The organism is Sinobaca qinghaiensis, from assembly GCF_003610495.1.
Classification (GTDB): Bacteria; Bacillota; Bacilli; order Bacillales; family Marinococcaceae; genus Sinobaca; species Sinobaca qinghaiensis.
Genome location: NZ_RAPK01000006.1, coordinates 368,839 through 383,949, shown reverse-complemented (window position 1 = coordinate 383,949; position 15,111 = coordinate 368,839). Strand labels below are relative to the sequence as shown.

At 46.7% G+C, this 15,111-nt stretch carries 22 protein-coding genes; 1 reads left to right on the top strand and 21 read right to left on the bottom strand.

Annotation, left to right across the window (positions count from 1 at the left end; translation table 11 throughout):
• Positions 1 to 13: 13 nt before the first annotated feature.
• From ATL39_RS02285 to ATL39_RS02270, 4 genes are all read right to left on the bottom strand, one after another.
• Complete coding sequence (locus ATL39_RS02285; RefSeq protein WP_120191667.1) at positions 14 to 571, bottom strand: DJ-1/PfpI family protein; 558 nt, start codon at positions 569 to 571, stop codon at positions 14 to 16.
• A 57-nt stretch (positions 572 to 628) separates the two neighbouring features.
• Positions 629 to 1,930 (bottom strand): homocysteine synthase, encoded by a 1,302-nt coding sequence (locus ATL39_RS02280; protein ID WP_120191666.1) that lies wholly within the window; start codon positions 1,928 to 1,930, stop codon positions 629 to 631.
• 107 nt (positions 1,931 to 2,037) lie between these two features.
• On the bottom strand, positions 2,038 to 2,346 hold the full coding sequence (locus ATL39_RS02275) for a hypothetical protein (protein WP_120191665.1): 309 nt from the start codon (positions 2,344 to 2,346) through the stop codon (positions 2,038 to 2,040).
• Positions 2,347 to 2,473: 127 nt separating this feature from the next.
• Positions 2,474 to 2,863 carry a hypothetical protein gene (locus ATL39_RS02270; protein WP_120191664.1) on the bottom strand — a complete coding sequence of 130 codons (390 nt, stop codon included), beginning with the start codon at positions 2,861 to 2,863 and terminating at the stop codon, positions 2,474 to 2,476.
• A 94-nt stretch (positions 2,864 to 2,957) separates the two neighbouring features.
• Here ATL39_RS02270 and ATL39_RS02265 point away from each other — a divergent pair, with 94 nt between their 5' ends.
• On the top strand, positions 2,958 to 4,313 hold the full coding sequence (locus ATL39_RS02265) for an alanine/glycine:cation symporter family protein (RefSeq protein ID WP_120191663.1): 1,356 nt from the start codon (positions 2,958 to 2,960) through the stop codon (positions 4,311 to 4,313).
• 43 nt (positions 4,314 to 4,356) lie between these two features.
• Here the strand turns inward: ATL39_RS02265 and ATL39_RS02260 are convergent, their stop codons facing one another.
• From ATL39_RS02260 to ATL39_RS17310, 17 genes are all read right to left on the bottom strand, one after another.
• On the bottom strand, positions 4,357 to 5,289 hold the full coding sequence (locus ATL39_RS02260; RefSeq protein WP_120191662.1) for an aldo/keto reductase: 933 nt from the start codon (positions 5,287 to 5,289) through the stop codon (positions 4,357 to 4,359).
• A gap of 66 nt (positions 5,290 to 5,355) precedes the next feature.
• Positions 5,356 to 6,060: a hypothetical protein gene (locus tag ATL39_RS02255; protein ID WP_120191661.1), complete on the bottom strand. Its 705-nt coding sequence runs from the start codon at positions 6,058 to 6,060 to the stop codon at positions 5,356 to 5,358.
• Complete coding sequence (locus tag ATL39_RS02250; RefSeq protein ID WP_342768753.1) at positions 6,050 to 6,928, bottom strand: ATP-binding cassette domain-containing protein; 879 nt, start codon at positions 6,926 to 6,928, stop codon at positions 6,050 to 6,052. Before ATL39_RS02250 ends, ATL39_RS02255 begins: the two co-directional genes overlap by 11 nt.
• Positions 6,929 to 6,930: 2 nt before the next feature.
• Entirely contained in the window at positions 6,931 to 7,308 is a 378-nt protein-coding gene (locus ATL39_RS02245) for a GntR family transcriptional regulator (protein WP_211326960.1), read from the bottom strand.
• 134 nt (positions 7,309 to 7,442) lie between these two features.
• Entirely contained in the window at positions 7,443 to 8,015 is a 573-nt protein-coding gene (locus ATL39_RS02240) for a protein-L-isoaspartate(D-aspartate) O-methyltransferase (RefSeq protein WP_120191659.1), read from the bottom strand.
• Positions 8,016 to 8,152: 137 nt separating this feature from the next.
• Positions 8,153 to 8,410, bottom strand: a complete 258-nt coding sequence (locus ATL39_RS02235; RefSeq protein WP_120191658.1) for a hypothetical protein — start codon at positions 8,408 to 8,410, stop codon at positions 8,153 to 8,155.
• A 35-nt stretch (positions 8,411 to 8,445) separates the two neighbouring features.
• A complete protein-coding gene (locus ATL39_RS02230; RefSeq protein WP_120191657.1) occupies positions 8,446 to 8,811 on the bottom strand; it encodes a gas vesicle protein in 366 nt (121 codons plus the stop codon).
• A gap of 39 nt (positions 8,812 to 8,850) precedes the next feature.
• Complete coding sequence (locus ATL39_RS02225; RefSeq protein WP_374562979.1) at positions 8,851 to 9,159, bottom strand: gas vesicle protein K; 309 nt, start codon at positions 9,157 to 9,159, stop codon at positions 8,851 to 8,853.
• Positions 9,160 to 9,177: 18 nt separating this feature from the next.
• Complete coding sequence (locus tag ATL39_RS02220; RefSeq protein WP_120191656.1) at positions 9,178 to 9,408, bottom strand: gas vesicle protein; 231 nt, start codon at positions 9,406 to 9,408, stop codon at positions 9,178 to 9,180.
• Entirely contained in the window at positions 9,395 to 10,258 is an 864-nt protein-coding gene (locus ATL39_RS02215; protein ID WP_120191655.1) for a GvpL/GvpF family gas vesicle protein, read from the bottom strand. The genes ATL39_RS02220 and ATL39_RS02215 overlap by 14 nt, the downstream gene beginning before the upstream one ends.
• 13 nt (positions 10,259 to 10,271) lie before the next feature.
• On the bottom strand, positions 10,272 to 10,523 hold the full coding sequence (locus ATL39_RS02210; RefSeq protein ID WP_120191654.1) for a gas vesicle protein GvpG: 252 nt from the start codon (positions 10,521 to 10,523) through the stop codon (positions 10,272 to 10,274).
• Between the two features lies 1 nt (position 10,524).
• On the bottom strand, positions 10,525 to 11,286 hold the full coding sequence (locus tag ATL39_RS02205; protein WP_120191653.1) for a GvpL/GvpF family gas vesicle protein: 762 nt from the start codon (positions 11,284 to 11,286) through the stop codon (positions 10,525 to 10,527).
• 12 nt (positions 11,287 to 11,298) lie between these two features.
• The gene (gene gvpN / locus ATL39_RS02200) at positions 11,299 to 12,441 is read right to left on the bottom strand and encodes a gas vesicle protein GvpN (RefSeq protein ID WP_120191652.1); all 1,143 of its coding nucleotides are present in this window, start codon (positions 12,439 to 12,441) and stop codon (positions 11,299 to 11,301) included.
• A gap of 5 nt (positions 12,442 to 12,446) precedes the next feature.
• Positions 12,447 to 12,713: a gas vesicle protein GvpO gene (gvpO, locus tag ATL39_RS02195; protein ID WP_342768742.1), complete on the bottom strand. Its 267-nt coding sequence runs from the start codon at positions 12,711 to 12,713 to the stop codon at positions 12,447 to 12,449.
• Between the two features lie 101 nt (positions 12,714 to 12,814).
• Entirely contained in the window at positions 12,815 to 13,084 is a 270-nt protein-coding gene (gvpA, locus tag ATL39_RS02190) for a gas vesicle structural protein GvpA (RefSeq protein ID WP_120191650.1), read from the bottom strand.
• Between the two features lie 15 nt (positions 13,085 to 13,099).
• Positions 13,100 to 14,137 (bottom strand): hypothetical protein, encoded by a 1,038-nt coding sequence (locus tag ATL39_RS02185; RefSeq protein WP_120191649.1) that lies wholly within the window; start codon positions 14,135 to 14,137, stop codon positions 13,100 to 13,102.
• Positions 14,138 to 14,247: 110 nt separating this feature from the next.
• Positions 14,248 to 15,111, bottom strand: an 864-nt coding sequence (locus tag ATL39_RS17310; protein WP_211326959.1) for a hypothetical protein, incomplete at its 5' end; no start/stop codon positions are given.

Below are 15,111 nucleotides of genomic sequence, written 5' to 3'. Positions count from 1 at the left end.
GATGTTTTCGTATTTACAGCGCTTTAACCTGCTTCACGAATTCACGCAGCATAGCAGGAAGGTCAGGCCAGGCATGACCGGAAACAAGGTTTCTGTCCACGTAGTCCATTTCATCCATATACTCGGCTCCCATGCTCTGTACTTCCGGCTTGCAGGCATGGTACGCGGTAAGCTTACGGCCCTTCACTACATCGGCAATGGTTGTAAGAACCAGACTGCCGTGGCACATGACGCAGATCGGCTTATCTTCTTTAAAAAAGTGGGCTACAATATCCGGCAGATGCTCGTTCATGCGGATATGCTCCGGAGCACGGCCTCCTGGAATAATCAGCGCATCGTAGTCGGACGCCTTAATATCGGCAAAAGCGACATTGGCCTCAATGCCGTAGCCCGGTTTTTCTGTGTAAGTATCCCAGTCTTCAAAATCATGAATGACCGTATGCAGCTTTTTGACGCTTCCTGCAGCAATATCCACGTCGAATCCTTCTTCGAGGCACCGGTAGTACGGATAATATACTTCCAGCGCTTCCACTGCGTCTCCTGTTACAATCAACACTTTTGGTGCTCCCATTCGTAACGCCTCCTTTGATTTATCGTTCTGCTTTCTCATTACACGTTTTGAACAATTTTAAACCTTTGCTTCCACGGCTTTGCGGATCGCCTGATCGAGATCTTCGATAATATCTTCAATCGCTTCAATACCAATGGATAAGCGGATCATGCCCGGGCTTACGCCGGCTTTTTTCTGGTCCTCTTCGTTCAGCTGCTGGTGCGTTGTGCTGGCTGGATGGATAATCAGCGATTTGGCGTCGCCGATATTAGCCACGTGCGAAAACAGATTAACCGAGTGAATGACTTTTTTCCCGGCTTCGATACCGCCTTTAATTCCAAAGGTCAAAATGGCGCCCTGTCCTTTTGGCATCAGCTTCTGGGCCCGTTCATAGGTCGGGTGCGAAGGAAGACCGGCATAGGAAACCCAGTCTACATCCTCATGTGCTTCCAGGAAGGCAGCCACTTTCCGGGCATTTTCGCTGTGCCGTTCCATGCGCAGATGCAGCGTCTCGAGTCCCTGCAGCAGCAGAAATGAATTAAACGGCGACAGTGCGGAGCCCAGATCCCGGAGAAGCTGGACTCTTGCTTTGATCGCATAGGCAATCGGTCCGACGGCATCTGTATAAACAATGCCATTATAGCTTGGATCCGGCGTCGTCAGGCCGGGAAATTTATCATTTGCCGCCCAGTCGAACGTACCGCCGTCGATCAGCATACCTCCAATCGTCGTGCCATGGCCGCCGATGAATTTCGTAGCGGAATGAACGACTATATCCGCTCCGTGTTCGAAGGGACGGAACAAATACGGACTCGGAACGGTATTGTCGACGATGAGCGGAACCCCGTGTTCATGGGCAATATCCGCCACAGCCTGCATATCGAGCACGTGGCCCTGTGGATTGCCGATGCTTTCTGCAAACACAAGCTTCGTTTTCTCGTTTATGGCTTCACGGAAGTTCTCCGGATCGGACGCATCAACAAAACGGACCGTAATCCCAAGCTTTGGCAGCGTTGTGGAAAATAAATTGTACGTCCCGCCGTAGAGACTGCCTGCCGAAACAATTTCGTCGCCGGCGCCGGCAATATTTAAAATCGAATACGTAACCGCGGCCTGGCCGGAAGCCGTTCCTACCGCAGCAGCACCCCCTTCCATTTCAGTAAGCCGTTTTTCCAGCACATCGGTCGTCGGGTTCATTATCCGCGAATAAATATTGCCGAACTCCTGCAGTCCGAACAAATTAGCGGCGTGATCGGTATCCTGAAATCCATACGACGTCGTCTGGTAAATCGGCACCGCCCGGGCCATCGTCGTTGGATCGATTTCCTGTCCTGCGTGCACACCCATTGTTTCGGGACGAAGCTTTTTCTTTTCAGTCACTCTCTCATTCCTCCTTGAATTAATCGTTCTCTTCTCTGTTTCGCCGTCTTCCTGTTATCTCCTGCCTGCACGAAAAAAACCGCTCCGGGCACTCCGGGGCGGTTTCATTAGACAAATTTAATGGAAATACGCTCGACATCTTCTTTCACTTCGGCCGGCATGCTCTTTTCAGAGCGCGGATGAATGAAAAAATGGTCATTTCTCCAAATCTCCACAATGTTGCAGGAGTAAATAACGTCTCCGTTCAGGTTTTTCATGTAAAACGTCATGTGGGCACGCTTGTTCAGGTCGCCGTAACGGGTCCGTCCGTGGTAGCGGGGAAAAGCAAATCCGTAGATATAGTCTCCCGCCTGCTTTTCACCGTGCGTCTTGTCCAGGCTGATGTTCAACTTGATGCGATCTTTTGTCTTCATCATAACAGCTTCCCCTTTCCAGATTTGTAACATTGGATAACAATCGGATGGCCGTGGCTGTGAGATGGTGGTCTGTACCCTTATCTTACTATATTTTAGGAGCCATTGAAAACAGAACGTATATTTTTTATTACCTTCCTGTGTTTCCTTTTCTTTTCCCCGGAAGCGCCAGCCTGCGTGTGCCCCGGCTTTCAAGACGACGGAGGCGTTCTTCAAGTTCCTTGTTTTTTTGTTTTAATCCGGCTTTGCTTTCCGTCCGCTGCAGGTCAATGTGCAGATTCGGGATATCCACGACCAGAAGCGTCCATTTAAACAGCTTCACTTTGAGCTTTCCATGAACGGAAACCCGTTTTACCGGATCGCCGGGAAGTACTTCCTCCTGCACGCGGAGAATCCCTTCTTTCGGCGGCAGCGTTTCCTGAAGATGAGTGTCAAATACCCGGCGGACGGCTGCATCTCCTTCATTCGAAGACGGCGTACCTTCCCGCAGCACGAGACGCTTTGTTTTCCAGTCTTTCATTATTTTATCTCCTTTCCGGCAGACTTTTTCTTTTTTTCTTCTATTTTTCCAGAAAACAGGGTATAAGAAAGAAAAAGGAGGTGCCATACATAAAATGGAATTATTTGAAACGTGGCTTGCCGCCGTGACCAACTGGCTCTGGGGCGTACCTATGGCAGTGCTGCTGCTGGGCATCGGTATTGTATTGAATGTGTATATCCGCTTTTTCCCGATCCGCTATTTTTTCCATGTGATCCAGCAGACGTTTGGATCGATTTTCAAAAAAGAAAAAGCAGAAGGCTCGGTGACGCCGTTCCAGGCTGCGGCATCTGCTCTCGCATCTTCCGTCGGTGCCGCCAACATTGTAGGGGTACCCGTTGCTATTACGCTGGGCGGGCCCGGTGCGGTCTTCTGGATGTGGATGGTTGCCCTGATCAGTATGGGAACAAAGTATTCAGAGATCGTGCTCGGCATGAAATACCGGGTAAAAAATGAAAAAGGCGACTGGGTCGGCGGGCCGATGTATTACATACGCCGGGGGCTCGGCTGGAACAAAGTGGCCGTATTTTTCTCGTTTTTCCTGCTGCTGCAGATATTTGCAAGCATCATGGTGCAGTCCAACTCCCTCTCCCAGACGGTGGAGGCCTCTTTCCAGGCGGACACTCTTTATACGGGTATCGGGGTGGCGGTGCTGATCGGCATCATCAGCTTCGGCGGCATTCAGTGGATCGGCCGTGTCACCAGCCGGGTGATTCCGCTGATGGTCGTTCTGTATATCGGCAGCGTGTGTATTATTTTATTTAACAACCTGTCTGCCGTGCCGGAAGCCTTCGGGATGATTTTTTACTATGCGTTTAATCCAATATCGGCGGCCGGCGGATTTGCCGGTGCCGGCGTCGCGGCTGCGCTGCGCTTCGGTCTTGCCCGCGGCATTTATTCCAACGAAGCCGGTATGGGTACTGCTCCTATCGCCCACTCCACCGCGATGACAGATCACCCTTCCAAGCAGGGAATGTGGGGCGTGGCGGAAGTATTTGTGGATACGATTGTTGTGTGTACGATGACTGCTCTCCTGATCCTCACAACTGACGTCTGGACCGGCTCGGCCGCGGATGACGCCAACGCTATGGTAGTTGAAGCTTTCGCCAGCGTCATGGGTGCCGGCGCTGCCGGGACGCTCGTTTCCATTGCGCTGTTCTGCTTCGTGCTTTCCACCATCCTCGTTATTGTCTTTTACGGCGAAAAACAGGCAGAATATTTATTTGGCTTCACGGTATCCATCGGCGTCCGGGTTCTGTACCTGGCAGCTATTGTGCTTGGAGCCATCGGCGGGCTGCAGTTTGTCTGGCAGTTCCTTGATTTTATGCTCGCGATGATTATTATACCCAACATTATTGCGCTGTTCTTTCTGCGGAAAGACGTCGCGGAAACTACAAAGGATTACGTCAGCCGCTATTTATCCAAAAAATAAAAACAAAGCCGAAGGCATAAAATCCTTCGGCTTTTTAACGTGCTTATGAAAAAATCTCGTCAATCTTACGGATTTCTTCGTCAGTCAGGGTCACGTCCCCTGCTCTTTTATTATTTACGACCTGCTCGGCGCGCTTGGCTCCCGGAATAATCGCGTCAATGGAAGGACGTGTCAAATACCAGGCCAGAATGACGTGCGCCACTTCTTCGCCTTTGGCGTCAGCAATTTCGCGTACTTTTTCCACCTTAGCCAGATTTTCTTTAAAAGCTTCTCCTTTGAAACTAGGCCGGCTGTCGCGGATATCCGAAAACGTTGTATTTTCATCATACTTACCGGCTAAAAGGCCGGACTCCAATGGAAAGTATGGAATAAACGTAATGTTTTCCTGCTCAGTGTAGGGAAGAAGATCTTTCTCCGCCTCACGGTTTAACAGATTGTATTCTGACTGAAGCACATCCACATCGCCGTGCTTGTTGGCTTCTTTAAGCTGCTCGATCGTAAAGTTGGATACGCCGATCGAACGAATTTTCCCTTCTTCTTTTAGTTCCCTTAACGCCTGTACTGCTTCATCTTTCGGTGTCTCTTCATCCGGAAAATGAATATAGTACAGATCAATATAGTCGGTCTGCAGACGGCGCAGGCTGTCTTCCACCGCCTGTTTTAAAAAGGCGGGCGAGTTATCCATTGTCGTTTCGCTGCCTTCTATTTTATGGGCACCTTTCGTAGCAAGGATAATATCTTCGCGGTTGTATTCTTTCATCACTTCCCCGACAAGCTCCTCGGAACGCTCCGGTCCGTAAATAAAGGCAGTATCCAGAAAATTCATGCCGTTGTCCAATGCGGCGCGTACGACATCTTTTCCCTGCTCTTCATCAAGCATGTCCGGATAAATATTGTGTCCGCCTACAGCGTTTGTACCAAGGCCGATCGGATGAACGGCCAGCGTTGATTTTCCAAGTGTTACGTGTTCTGCCATGTTTTCATCTCCCTGATTATAATGTCTCTCTTACTATTTATCACCAATTGGAAGAGTTTAAACATATTAGACCGCTTTGATGTCGGCCCGCTTTGTTAACATACGAATAACTGCGGCCAGGAGAAGGAAGAGCAGCGTACTTAATAAGACAGATACCATAAGGGACACTCCCCCGGATGCCATGACAGATATGAATTGAAAAATAGAGTTTTCCGCTTCCCAGAATAGCTCGATCACACCCATCAGCCCGCCTCCAACAAACGTGAGCAGAAGACCAACGAACCAGTGAAACCGGAAGAAGGAGGCGCTGATAAACCAGCCGATTGCATAATACAAAATAAACTGGAAAAAGGAAGAAAGCAGCTGGCCCGGCAGATTTAACGTGCTCCCACTCTGTGACTGGGTCCATCCGGTAAAAGCAGCTGCCATTGTTTCCAGGCCGTATGCTGCTCCGAATACAACCGTGAGCAGGGCGGCCAATATGACGGCGGCTCCCATGGTGCCGAAGAAATAATCCCTGCGGGTAACACCGTTGGACACGTAATAGCGGATTAAACCGCCCATCGAAAGGATACCGGCGATAAAGAAGTAAATCCGCGCAGAGCCCCGGGAGTTTTCCAGAAACGACCATGTCATTATATCGTCGCCCCACCATGTCATAAAGGCGCCGGTGCCGAAATAAATTACCAGGTAAATAGCGAGGAACCAGAGGCTCCATCTTCCTATGATGTCAAAAGAGATTTTACCGACAAGCATTTTTTTATCCGGCATGCTGCTCCGCTCCTTCCGTTAAATGAATGAACAGTTCCTGCAGGGCAACCGGTCCTAATTCCAGGTTTTCCGCCTTCGCCTGTTGCTTTTCCTGATCGGACAGTACCGCATCAATCATGATGGACATCGTGCTGCCGAGCTGTTGTTCTTTGAGGCGTTTTTTGCCTTCAGTAAATGCGAGCACTTTTTCTTTTGGTCCGGTAACGGTCGTCCCCCGTTCGAGAAGCTGTTCTTTGTCCTGCTGTAAAAGCAGGGTGCCGTCGTTAATAATCAACACTTCTTCGATCATGCCAGCCATTTCCGAAATCAGGTGGGTGGAGAGAATAATGGTCCGCGGATGCTCCATGTAGTCTTTTAATACTTCTTCGTAAAACAGCTCCCGTGCCGGCGCATCCATACCGAGATATGCTTCATCAAAAATGGTAAGAGACGCCCGCGATGCCAGACCGTCGACCACCTGAACCGCCGACTTCAATCCTTTGGACAGATCTTTGACCGCTTTATTTACCGGAATGTTAAACCGCCGGCATAAATAATCAGCGTAGTCGTGGTCATAGTTCGGGCGGAAAGCTGCGTTCATTCTGAGCCACTTTTTCACTTTTTCTGTTTCATCTTCAAGGTTTGAATCATACACAAACAAAATGGTTTCCATCACTGCTGCATTCTCAAACGGCTCTTCTCCGTTTACCATAATCCGTCCTGCTTTTGGTTTCCGGAAGGCTGCAAGCACGGAGAGAAGCGAGGTTTTCCCTGTACCGTTACGTCCGAGCAGACCATATATTTTATTTTCTTCGAGCTCAAATGACACGTGTTCGAGTATGTTCTTCGAGCCATAGCCGATGCTTAGATTTTCCGCCTGAATATGCATCGTCACCGCTCCCCCCTTCTTTTCATTTCTTCCATCATCTTGTAAATGTCATCGGTACTGATGCCGAGCCTGCCTGCTTCCTGCAGCATGCTCCCTATATACTCTTCCATAAACGTCTGCCTGCGTGCCTCCAGCAGCTTCCCTCTTGCTCCATCTGCAACAAACATGCCAACTCCCCTTTTCTTGTATAGAATTTGATCGTCTACAAGCTGGTTCATCCCTTTTAGGACAGTGGAAGGGTTAATTTTGTAATACGCTACGAGCTGTGTGGAAGAAGGCGCCTGCTCACCTTCTTTTAATTCCCCATTCACAATGTCATCCTCAATCATCTTTGTGATCTGCTGAAAAATAGGCTTGCTTTCATCCAATGTGGGCCTCACTATAGGAACACCACCTTTATGTTATATGGTTAGTTGGTTGTGTAACTAACCATATAACTTTATCCGCTTTTTGTCAATTCTTTTTACACAAAAAAACACCCTGCCGGCCAAAAGACCGACAGGGTGAGACATATTTATTCATACAGTTTTACAAACATCACGGCGCACAAAAATGTCTCCTTAACCGAGCCGTCCGTTTCTTTTTCAAGAAGCAGCAGATCCTGGCTGAAACTACTGCCAACCGGAATCACCATTCGGCCTTCCGGCTTCAGCTGCTGAAGAAGTGCCGGCGGAACAGAAGCTGCTGCAGCTGTTACGAGAATCCGGTCAAACGGGGCATATTCTTCCCAGCCTTCGCTGCCGTTGCCAAGTTTGTATTTAATATTGGAAAAGCCTGCTGCCTTCAGCCGCTGCTTCGCTTTCTCATACAGGGGCGCAATCCGCTCTACCGTGTAGACCTCTCCGCAGAAAGCGGCCAGCAGAGCTGTCTGAAAACCCGAGCCCGTTCCGATCTCGAGCACACGCAGATCCGGGCCCGGGTCCAGCTCGATTGTCATCTTGCGCACAAGCGAAGGCTGGGAAATTGTCTGGCCGTATCCAATGGGTGCAGCCGCATCTACATGAGCCTGGTCTTTGGATGTCTCCATGTAAAAGCTTCGGTCTATTTCTCTTAAATAAGCGGTTATTGCTTCTTCCTTTGATTTCATACCCGGATGCTCCTTTCCAGAGTATAAAAAAACACCAAAGCCTCTAAGCTCCGGTGTTTACTGCATGCAAAGAAACCCTCACTATTGGCTTTTTTCCAGCAGAACAGGAGAGAGACGTGTATTCATTTAGTTTAGCTTTATTTATCCTTATCGAGACGATTCTGTTCAGGGTTGGCGTCTTTTACTTCTTTACGTTTTCCCTGAAAAGCTTCCAGCTCTTCTTTTGAAGGAAGGCCGACATGGGCTTTAATGTTATATTCTGCCCGCATGGCTGGTTTACCATCTTCTTTTCCGCCGATAGTGCGTTCTTCTACGCGGTGAGCCTGCGATTGATCTTTGTTTTCAAGATCTTTCACGATACGAGTGACGTCTTTAAGAAGATCATTCAATCTCATTGTGCTTTCACTCCCTGCTTTTAATCGCTGAGGCTTTATTTATTGGACTCTTCGGTTTCTTCTTCCTGCTGCGTGCCGTTTGCTTCTTCGAGCTGGCGGATTCTTTCGTGAAGCGCTTTATTTTCCTGAACGACTTCCATAGCCTGGGAGGAATAATGCGGATCGTGTCTCCACCAGTCAATGCCCATTTCTTCAGCTTTATCAACAGAAGCGACAAGCAGGCGGATTTTGATCGTTAACAGCTCTACTTCCGCAATGTTGAGCTTAATGTCTCCTGCGATAACTACCCCTTTGTCCAATACCGTTTCGAGTACATCGACAAGGCTGCTGCTTCCGGAGTTGCTTGCATTTACCTGGGCGGGACGGTTACTAGCTGGATGATGACGATCGTTACTAGCCATTTAACATTCTCCTTTAAAGCTGATTTTCATACGTTATTTCTAAATAAGGTTTCCGAGCGGACCAAGATCAATATTTAAATCATCATCGGTCAGTCCGAAAATCACTTTCATTTCTTCCATTTTCTCTTCAAGCTGCATTAATGCAATACCGAGCTGTTCGATCTGTTCATCGGACAGGTCGCCGCCTTCTACCCGGCGCATTGCCTGGCGTTCCACGAGCTGGCGGAGAAGTTCAATAACGGTCATCACAATCTGTGACAGCCCTTCGTCTACTTTATCCGGATCCAGCGAAATCTTCCCGGTAGGATTGCTTGTCTGCAGGCCGGTCAGGTCTGGTGTGTCTCCCATACGGACGTCCTCCTTACGTTACTTTACTTCCTGAATCGTTCTCTCGTTTTCAACGAGGGAGCGTTTCCGGTTGTCCTCGAGCTTCTGGACCGAAGCGAGCAGGACACTTAAATCAAGGTACACTAATTCAATATCGGCAATGGAAATGGTTAAATCCCCGCGGATTACTACTCCTGTTTCGAGCACCGTGTCCAGAATATCCAAAAGCGTGATATCCTTATTTTTTAAATCGAGGCTATCTTCCCGCATTGTCCTTTTCCTCCCCCTTCGCAGCGAAGTCCGAGAAGTGATAAGACGGCCATGGACCGGTCATTTCAAAATAAAAACCGGTATCATGATCCTCGGCGTACTGTTTTTCTGCTTCCACATAATCAAGCAGCGCCTTTTTCCCATCTGCGTTTACAAGGTATACGCTGTTCAGGCTCATATCTTCGTCACGACCGGTTACTTTTCGTTCCCAGTTTTTCTTTACGTCGGTTGCTTCACTGAGGGACTTCAAATGGTCATGAAGCTCCTGGCAGTAGTCTCTGATTTTTTCAATTGCTTTTTCTTCGGCGAAGTTGGCGAGCTTTTTCTTTTCAAAAAACTGACGCCCTTTCGGCATCGCTTCAATATCAGCTTTTTTCTGTTCCATTTCTTCGCTGTTTTCGACTACGTTGTTCATGAATTTATCTTTGGCTGCGTATACTTTCAGGTTCCATTCTTCTTTGTCGGACAGACGCTGAAACTGTTCCATAATGGTAGTCTTTTTTTCAGCTATCATCGCTTGAAACGTTTTTTCTGTTTCAAAGATCGTGCCGAATTTCAATGGAATAACCGTATAGTTTTCATGCAGCTTATTCATTAATTCATGATGATGAAAGGCTTTCACCTGAAGCCACTGCATATCTTCCACTTTACGCTGCAGCTTCGCTTCAGAGTATACGTCCTCCGGCACGCGGCACGTAACGGCGGTAATATCACCGTGCACTTCGTACTGTATCATTTCCGGCGGTTCAATACCTTCCAGCTCCGGCATGGGGTTGTCAGTAAACTGCCCTGATGGCACGAAGGCATACAAGTAGATTAGTTGATTGCTTTCTTGTGCTGTGTCTTCCACCTGTGTTTCCTCCTTATTCCTCCAGGCTTTCTCTCAGCTCGCGCTGCTCAATTTCTTTCGCTACGCGATAGCGGAGCAGAAGTTCCTCCTCCTGTTCGAGGTAAAGTTCTTCGGGTATTTCATCCATCTCAAACATCATCTGCAGGTTCGCAAGCTTCTGCTGGATGGTCTTTAGATCGTAATATTCCTTATCCACTTCATCTTTGACTTCCCTGCCGATCATAATCAGCAGGTCGATGGGCCAAGTGAATGCTTTGGTTATCATATTACGTCGCACCCTTTGCTGTTAGTTTAATATCTATAAAGTTATAGGCCGGCCAAGGGCCTGTATATTTAAAATCAGCACTGTCCATCCATTTATTATAAATCTCATTGAGTTTTTTCTCAAATGCTTCCTCCTGGTCTTTATCAAGCAGAAAAGCAGCATTGAGAAGCATACGTTCGTTGATGACTTCGTTGCTCTTCGCCGCATCGGAAATATCGGCAAGCGGGTGAAACACTTCATTTTCAAACTCTTCATGAAGACGGATCATAAATTTATGGGCGGATTCACCCAGCTGCATGCGCTCGTAGTAAGCTGCATCTTCAGGCTTGGACTGCGCCTTTGACTTTAATTCCTTCATACCCGGCTGCTGGCTTACTTTCTCCGACAGCCATTCTTTTTTTCCAATAATCTTCAGGCCTACTTCAAACTTGTTGCGTATCTTTGGAAAAATTTCATCAAACTGTTCTTTGAGTTTTTCCATTAAAATATGCACATCTTTTTTGCCTTCGAGCACGTTTCCAAAGCTCATCGGAATAATGTCATAACGCTCCATCACCTTTGTTACCACATCCTGATGTGACTTAAGGTTTTTACGGTTCGGTTCATATACATCAACCGGCGCATCGGCAACAACCATAGCGTATCCATCGCGGTTCACCGTGTAAACGTCTCTCTCTTTTTTGAGAAGTGTAATCGTGCCAAATTCCTGCGGCGTATCCGCTTCGATGACACAAAATAGATAAACTCCTTTTTTTCCACTCACAACGGCTGCCTCCTAAAGCTTCTTCAGTTCCTGCTTCAATAATTTCTCTGTTTCTTCATTGCTCTTATGCCCTTTGGCTCCATAAATATAAGCACCAAGTACATCCTGGCAGACAAAGAAGAAATCATCATCTTTTGTATTAACGCTGATGTCACTTTTGCTGCTGATCTCGGCTATCATAACAGAGGCACGGAAACTTGGTGCAGGTTTGTCTTCTTCCTGACAGATTTCTTTTACTCTGGAGACGGCCTTAACGATTGTCTTCGCATCGCCTTCAGATATATCTGTCCGGTCTGCAAGCACTTCTGCCTGTCTATCGATATCCTGTTCCTGCATATGGATCGTAATTAAACGGTCCGCAAGCGCATCCTGGGTTTCATACACGCCGACATATTCTTCCGGGTTGCTGGTGAAAATCATTTTGAAGTCCGGGTGAACGTTAACAAACGTGTCTCTCTGCTTTACGCCGTAAAGTGGAAGTATACCTTCCTGGAGAATAGATAAAAACAGGTTGTTTGTTTCCGGCATGGAACGAGTAAACTCGTCATAAATAACCGTATACCCTTTCGTAACGGCTTCATATAAACGTCCGCCGCTCCACTGCTCTTTTACTTCGTCTTCCCGCTTATAAACAGTGCGTACATAGTTGTCGATCAAGCGCTTGCTTTTATAACCTACATATCCTCCGAGAAGATCCACGTTGGATAAATCTCTGTTACCGTTTAACAATACGACCGGCTGGCCGAGTCGGCTGGCTAACTGAAGGGCAAGAGATGTCTTTCCTACACCCGCAGCTCCCGTAAAGTGAACAGGGAATCCGGCATGGATATAACGCTCTGAACGTTCAAGCAGACTTTGCAGCTCTTCGGTCTGAACAAAGTTTTCGAACGTGCGTACCATTTTATCATTCTCATCATAAACTGCTTCCTTCTTATCAGAAGAGTCGTTCTTTTTACTGCTGGTGTCTGTATTTTTTGAGCTGTTTGATGGAGATGATTTAGCTGAAGCAGACGAACTGTTCTTCGTACTGGATGAGGATGACGAGCTGCTTTTGGCTCTGCTGGAGGATGACGAGGTGTTTGCTTTGCTTTTCGGGCTGGTGGTTTCTTCCTCTGTTTTACTCTTCGACTGTTCTTCCGTTGTTCTCGCAGGCATCCGTGTTATCTCCCTTCTGCTTTATCTAACGGCGTGCTTCTTGGACGAAGGCTCACGCGCTGAAATGACACAACTTCTTTATTCTTATCAAGTTTTGCTTCATATACACCTAAAAGCTGGTCTTTCGCATACTTTTTCATATATTCGCTTTCTTCAATTACTTCTACTTCTACATCCCATCCTTCATCATGATTGATAACGGACGTGATCTTAAAAGGTGGAAGGACATAATTTTCAAAAAAAGTCGTTACTTTTTGTAGTAATTCTTCCATGGCTATCCCTGCTTTCCGCCTGCGGCTCTATCTATTATGGTGATAAACCCAGAACCCATACGCGCAATGCGTATGGGAGGGTTGGGTTTATTCAAGTACTATTATGCGAAGTTAAGCTGCTTGGAACGGTCGCTTACGTCCGCGTCTTCGTCTATTTCACCTTGTACATCGTCTCTAAGCAGGCCGACTGCTTCAGCATATCTCAACCATGTGTCTACGCTGGCGATTACGATACGAGCTTCAATTGTTATAAGTTCAATACCTACTAGTGAAATCTTTGCGTAGATGTCGATTACGATACCTTTGTCCAAAATACGGTCAATAACTTCTGCCAAGCTTGAAGAATCTGAGTTTCTTTCCAATGTTGCCATTGTTGCGTCACTCCTTTAAGTGAAAGTATTAATATCTTTTATGCCTTTGATATCTTTGGCGCTCTTGATGTTGTGGGCACTCTTGATGCTGTCTGCTCCTTTGAGGTCCGTGCTGCTCTTGAGATTGCTTGCTGATGTCTTGATATCGCTTACACCCTTCAATTTGTCAGTTCCTTTGATGTCTTTGTATCCCTTGATGTCACTGACGCCTTTATGGATGTCTTTCATTCCTTTAATGTCACTGGCTCCCTTGATAGTGGAACCTTTCTTCTTTTTTTTCCCTCCCTTCGAGTCTTTATCGCCGGTGAGCGAGTTGTTTTTTAATTCATCTTTAGCATCTGCTGCTTTATCCTGGAATTCTTCAGCAAATTCATCCAGCTTTTCTTTAGCTTCTTCACCGGCATCTTCCAGACTTTCTTTTAATTCGGCGACTTTCTCCTGAGCTTCTTCTTTAGCAATACGCATTTTTTCAAACGTATCGTAGAATTTTTTGCCAATAATGGAAGCAGCAGCAGCATTTCGTGCTTTCGGATGATTTTTTGCTTCGTCCTTGGCAAACCCAATCGCTTCTTTCTTCGCGTCATTAATTGTACTTTTATCACCGGATGCAAGATCTTTTATTGTTTCCAGCGGCTTGCCGTCGGTTACGTTTTCCACTCGTTTCTTCACATCTTTTAAATCATCGGATGCCAAAGTGTCTTTTGCTTTATCGAGCAGAGAAGGATCTTCTTCCTCATCCTCTTCGCTGTCGTCTTTATTATTAGATGAGAGTTTGTCTTTTGCCTTATCCAGCAGAGAAGAGTCTTCACTGCTGTCTTCATTTTCTTCCTCCGGCTGATCTTCTTTACTGCCGGAAGATGTTCCCGGTACCAGATCTTTGGCTTTATCTTTTGCTTTATCCATAAAGCTTTCTTCATCTGAGGAACTGGAAGAATCATCTGTATTTGCAATATCAAAGGTTCTCCGCTTCTCTTTCTCGGCGCCTTCTGTTAAATAATTAGAATTCAATAACGCAAAGCGCTTGAGATTCTTATTTTTCTTCCAGCTTGCCATATAGTGCACCACCACCTCTCGTGGTTAAAGCTTACTCAGCTGAGTATGCATGCTGCTCTACTACCATACCCGTTGAGTAGTTTGTTAATCTAGTTCATTCGGATCGTTTTTTACGAAAGTTCCGGTATCTCCGTAGAACGCTCAGAGATCTTGCGGTACGAGGTGATATTAAGGTTATCATTAATGTTTGCATCGTACAGTACAATGTTCTTTATCACCTTATTGTCCTGCTTTTCTTCTGATTCTACAACCTCTAAGCGAACCTTCCAGCCGTTTTTACGGTCGGTGGCCGAGATCGTTTGAAACGGTTCCGCTACTTCTTCTTTAAAGTAAGCTTCGACTTTTTCGATGGCGTCGTCGCTACTTTTTTTTTTCGAATCTGATTTAGCGGCCGGCTGTTTTTTACCTGCAGTTGAAGAAGACGTTTTTTTACTGCTCTCCGTTGACTTGCTAGAAGCAGCAGCCCGGTGTTTTTTTGTAGGCTCTTTTTTTGTTACTGATTTGTTGTCTTCATCTGTTTCCTGCTCGGTAAGCTGCTGCTGCGTTTTACCTGGTGCAGGCTTTTTGATGCGGTTCGGCTTTTTAAAAGAGGCTTTTTTAGGCTGCTCTTCCTCTTCCTCTTCTACTTCTTCATCATCTTCTTCGTCGTTTTCTTCATCTTCGTCTTCTTCTTCGTCTTCTTCTTCGTCTTCTTCTTCATCATCTTCTTCTACTTCATCATCTTCGTCTTCTTCTTCGTCTTCTTCTTCATCATCTTCTACTTCATCATCTTCTTCTACTTCATCATCTTCGTCTTCTTCATCATCTTCGTCTACTTCATCATCTTCGTCTACTTCATCATCTTCGTCTTCTTCATCATCTTCGTCTTCTTCTTCGTCTTCTTCTACTTCATCATCTTCGTCTTCTTCTTCTTCATCTTCTTCGTCTTCTTCATCTTCGTCTTCTTCTTCATCTTCTTCGTCTTCTTCTTCGTC

Bases quoted from the DNA above. Each gene is read 5' to 3' on its own strand.
- ATL39_RS02285 (WP_120191667.1), bottom strand. From the start codon at position 571: ATGGGAGCACCAAAAGTGTTGATTGTAACAGGAGACGCAGTGGAAGCG.
- ATL39_RS02275 (WP_120191665.1), bottom strand. From the start codon at position 2,346: ATGATGAAGACAAAAGATCGCATCAAGTTGAACATCAGCCTGGACAAG.
- ATL39_RS02270 (WP_120191664.1), bottom strand. From the start codon at position 2,863: ATGAAAGACTGGAAAACAAAGCGTCTCGTGCTGCGGGAAGGTACGCCG.
- ATL39_RS02265 (WP_120191663.1), top strand. From the start codon at position 2,958: ATGGAATTATTTGAAACGTGGCTTGCCGCCGTGACCAACTGGCTCTGG.
- ATL39_RS02260 (WP_120191662.1), bottom strand. From the start codon at position 5,289: ATGGCAGAACACGTAACACTTGGAAAATCAACGCTGGCCGTTCATCCG.
- ATL39_RS02255 (WP_120191661.1), bottom strand. From the start codon at position 6,060: ATGCCGGATAAAAAAATGCTTGTCGGTAAAATCTCTTTTGACATCATA.
- ATL39_RS02250 (WP_342768753.1), bottom strand. From the start codon at position 6,928: ATGCATATTCAGGCGGAAAATCTAAGCATCGGCTATGGCTCGAAGAAC.
- ATL39_RS02240 (WP_120191659.1), bottom strand. From the start codon at position 8,015: ATGAAATCAAAGGAAGAAGCAATAACCGCTTATTTAAGAGAAATAGAC.
- ATL39_RS02235 (WP_120191658.1), bottom strand. From the start codon at position 8,410: ATGAGATTGAATGATCTTCTTAAAGACGTCACTCGTATCGTGAAAGAT.
- ATL39_RS02230 (WP_120191657.1), bottom strand. From the start codon at position 8,811: ATGGCTAGTAACGATCGTCATCATCCAGCTAGTAACCGTCCCGCCCAG.
- ATL39_RS02225 (WP_374562979.1), bottom strand. From the start codon at position 9,159: ATGGGAGACACACCAGACCTGACCGGCCTGCAGACAAGCAATCCTACC.
- ATL39_RS02220 (WP_120191656.1), bottom strand. From the start codon at position 9,408: ATGCGGGAAGATAGCCTCGATTTAAAAAATAAGGATATCACGCTTTTG.
- ATL39_RS02210 (WP_120191654.1), bottom strand. From the start codon at position 10,523: ATGATAACCAAAGCATTCACTTGGCCCATCGACCTGCTGATTATGATC.
- gvpN (WP_120191652.1), bottom strand. From the start codon at position 12,441: ATGCCTGCGAGAACAACGGAAGAACAGTCGAAGAGTAAAACAGAGGAA.
- gvpO (WP_342768742.1), bottom strand. From the start codon at position 12,713: ATGGAAGAATTACTACAAAAAGTAACGACTTTTTTTGAAAATTATGTC.
- gvpA (WP_120191650.1), bottom strand. From the start codon at position 13,084: ATGGCAACATTGGAAAGAAACTCAGATTCTTCAAGCTTGGCAGAAGTT.
- ATL39_RS02185 (WP_120191649.1), bottom strand. From the start codon at position 14,137: ATGGCAAGCTGGAAGAAAAATAAGAATCTCAAGCGCTTTGCGTTATTG.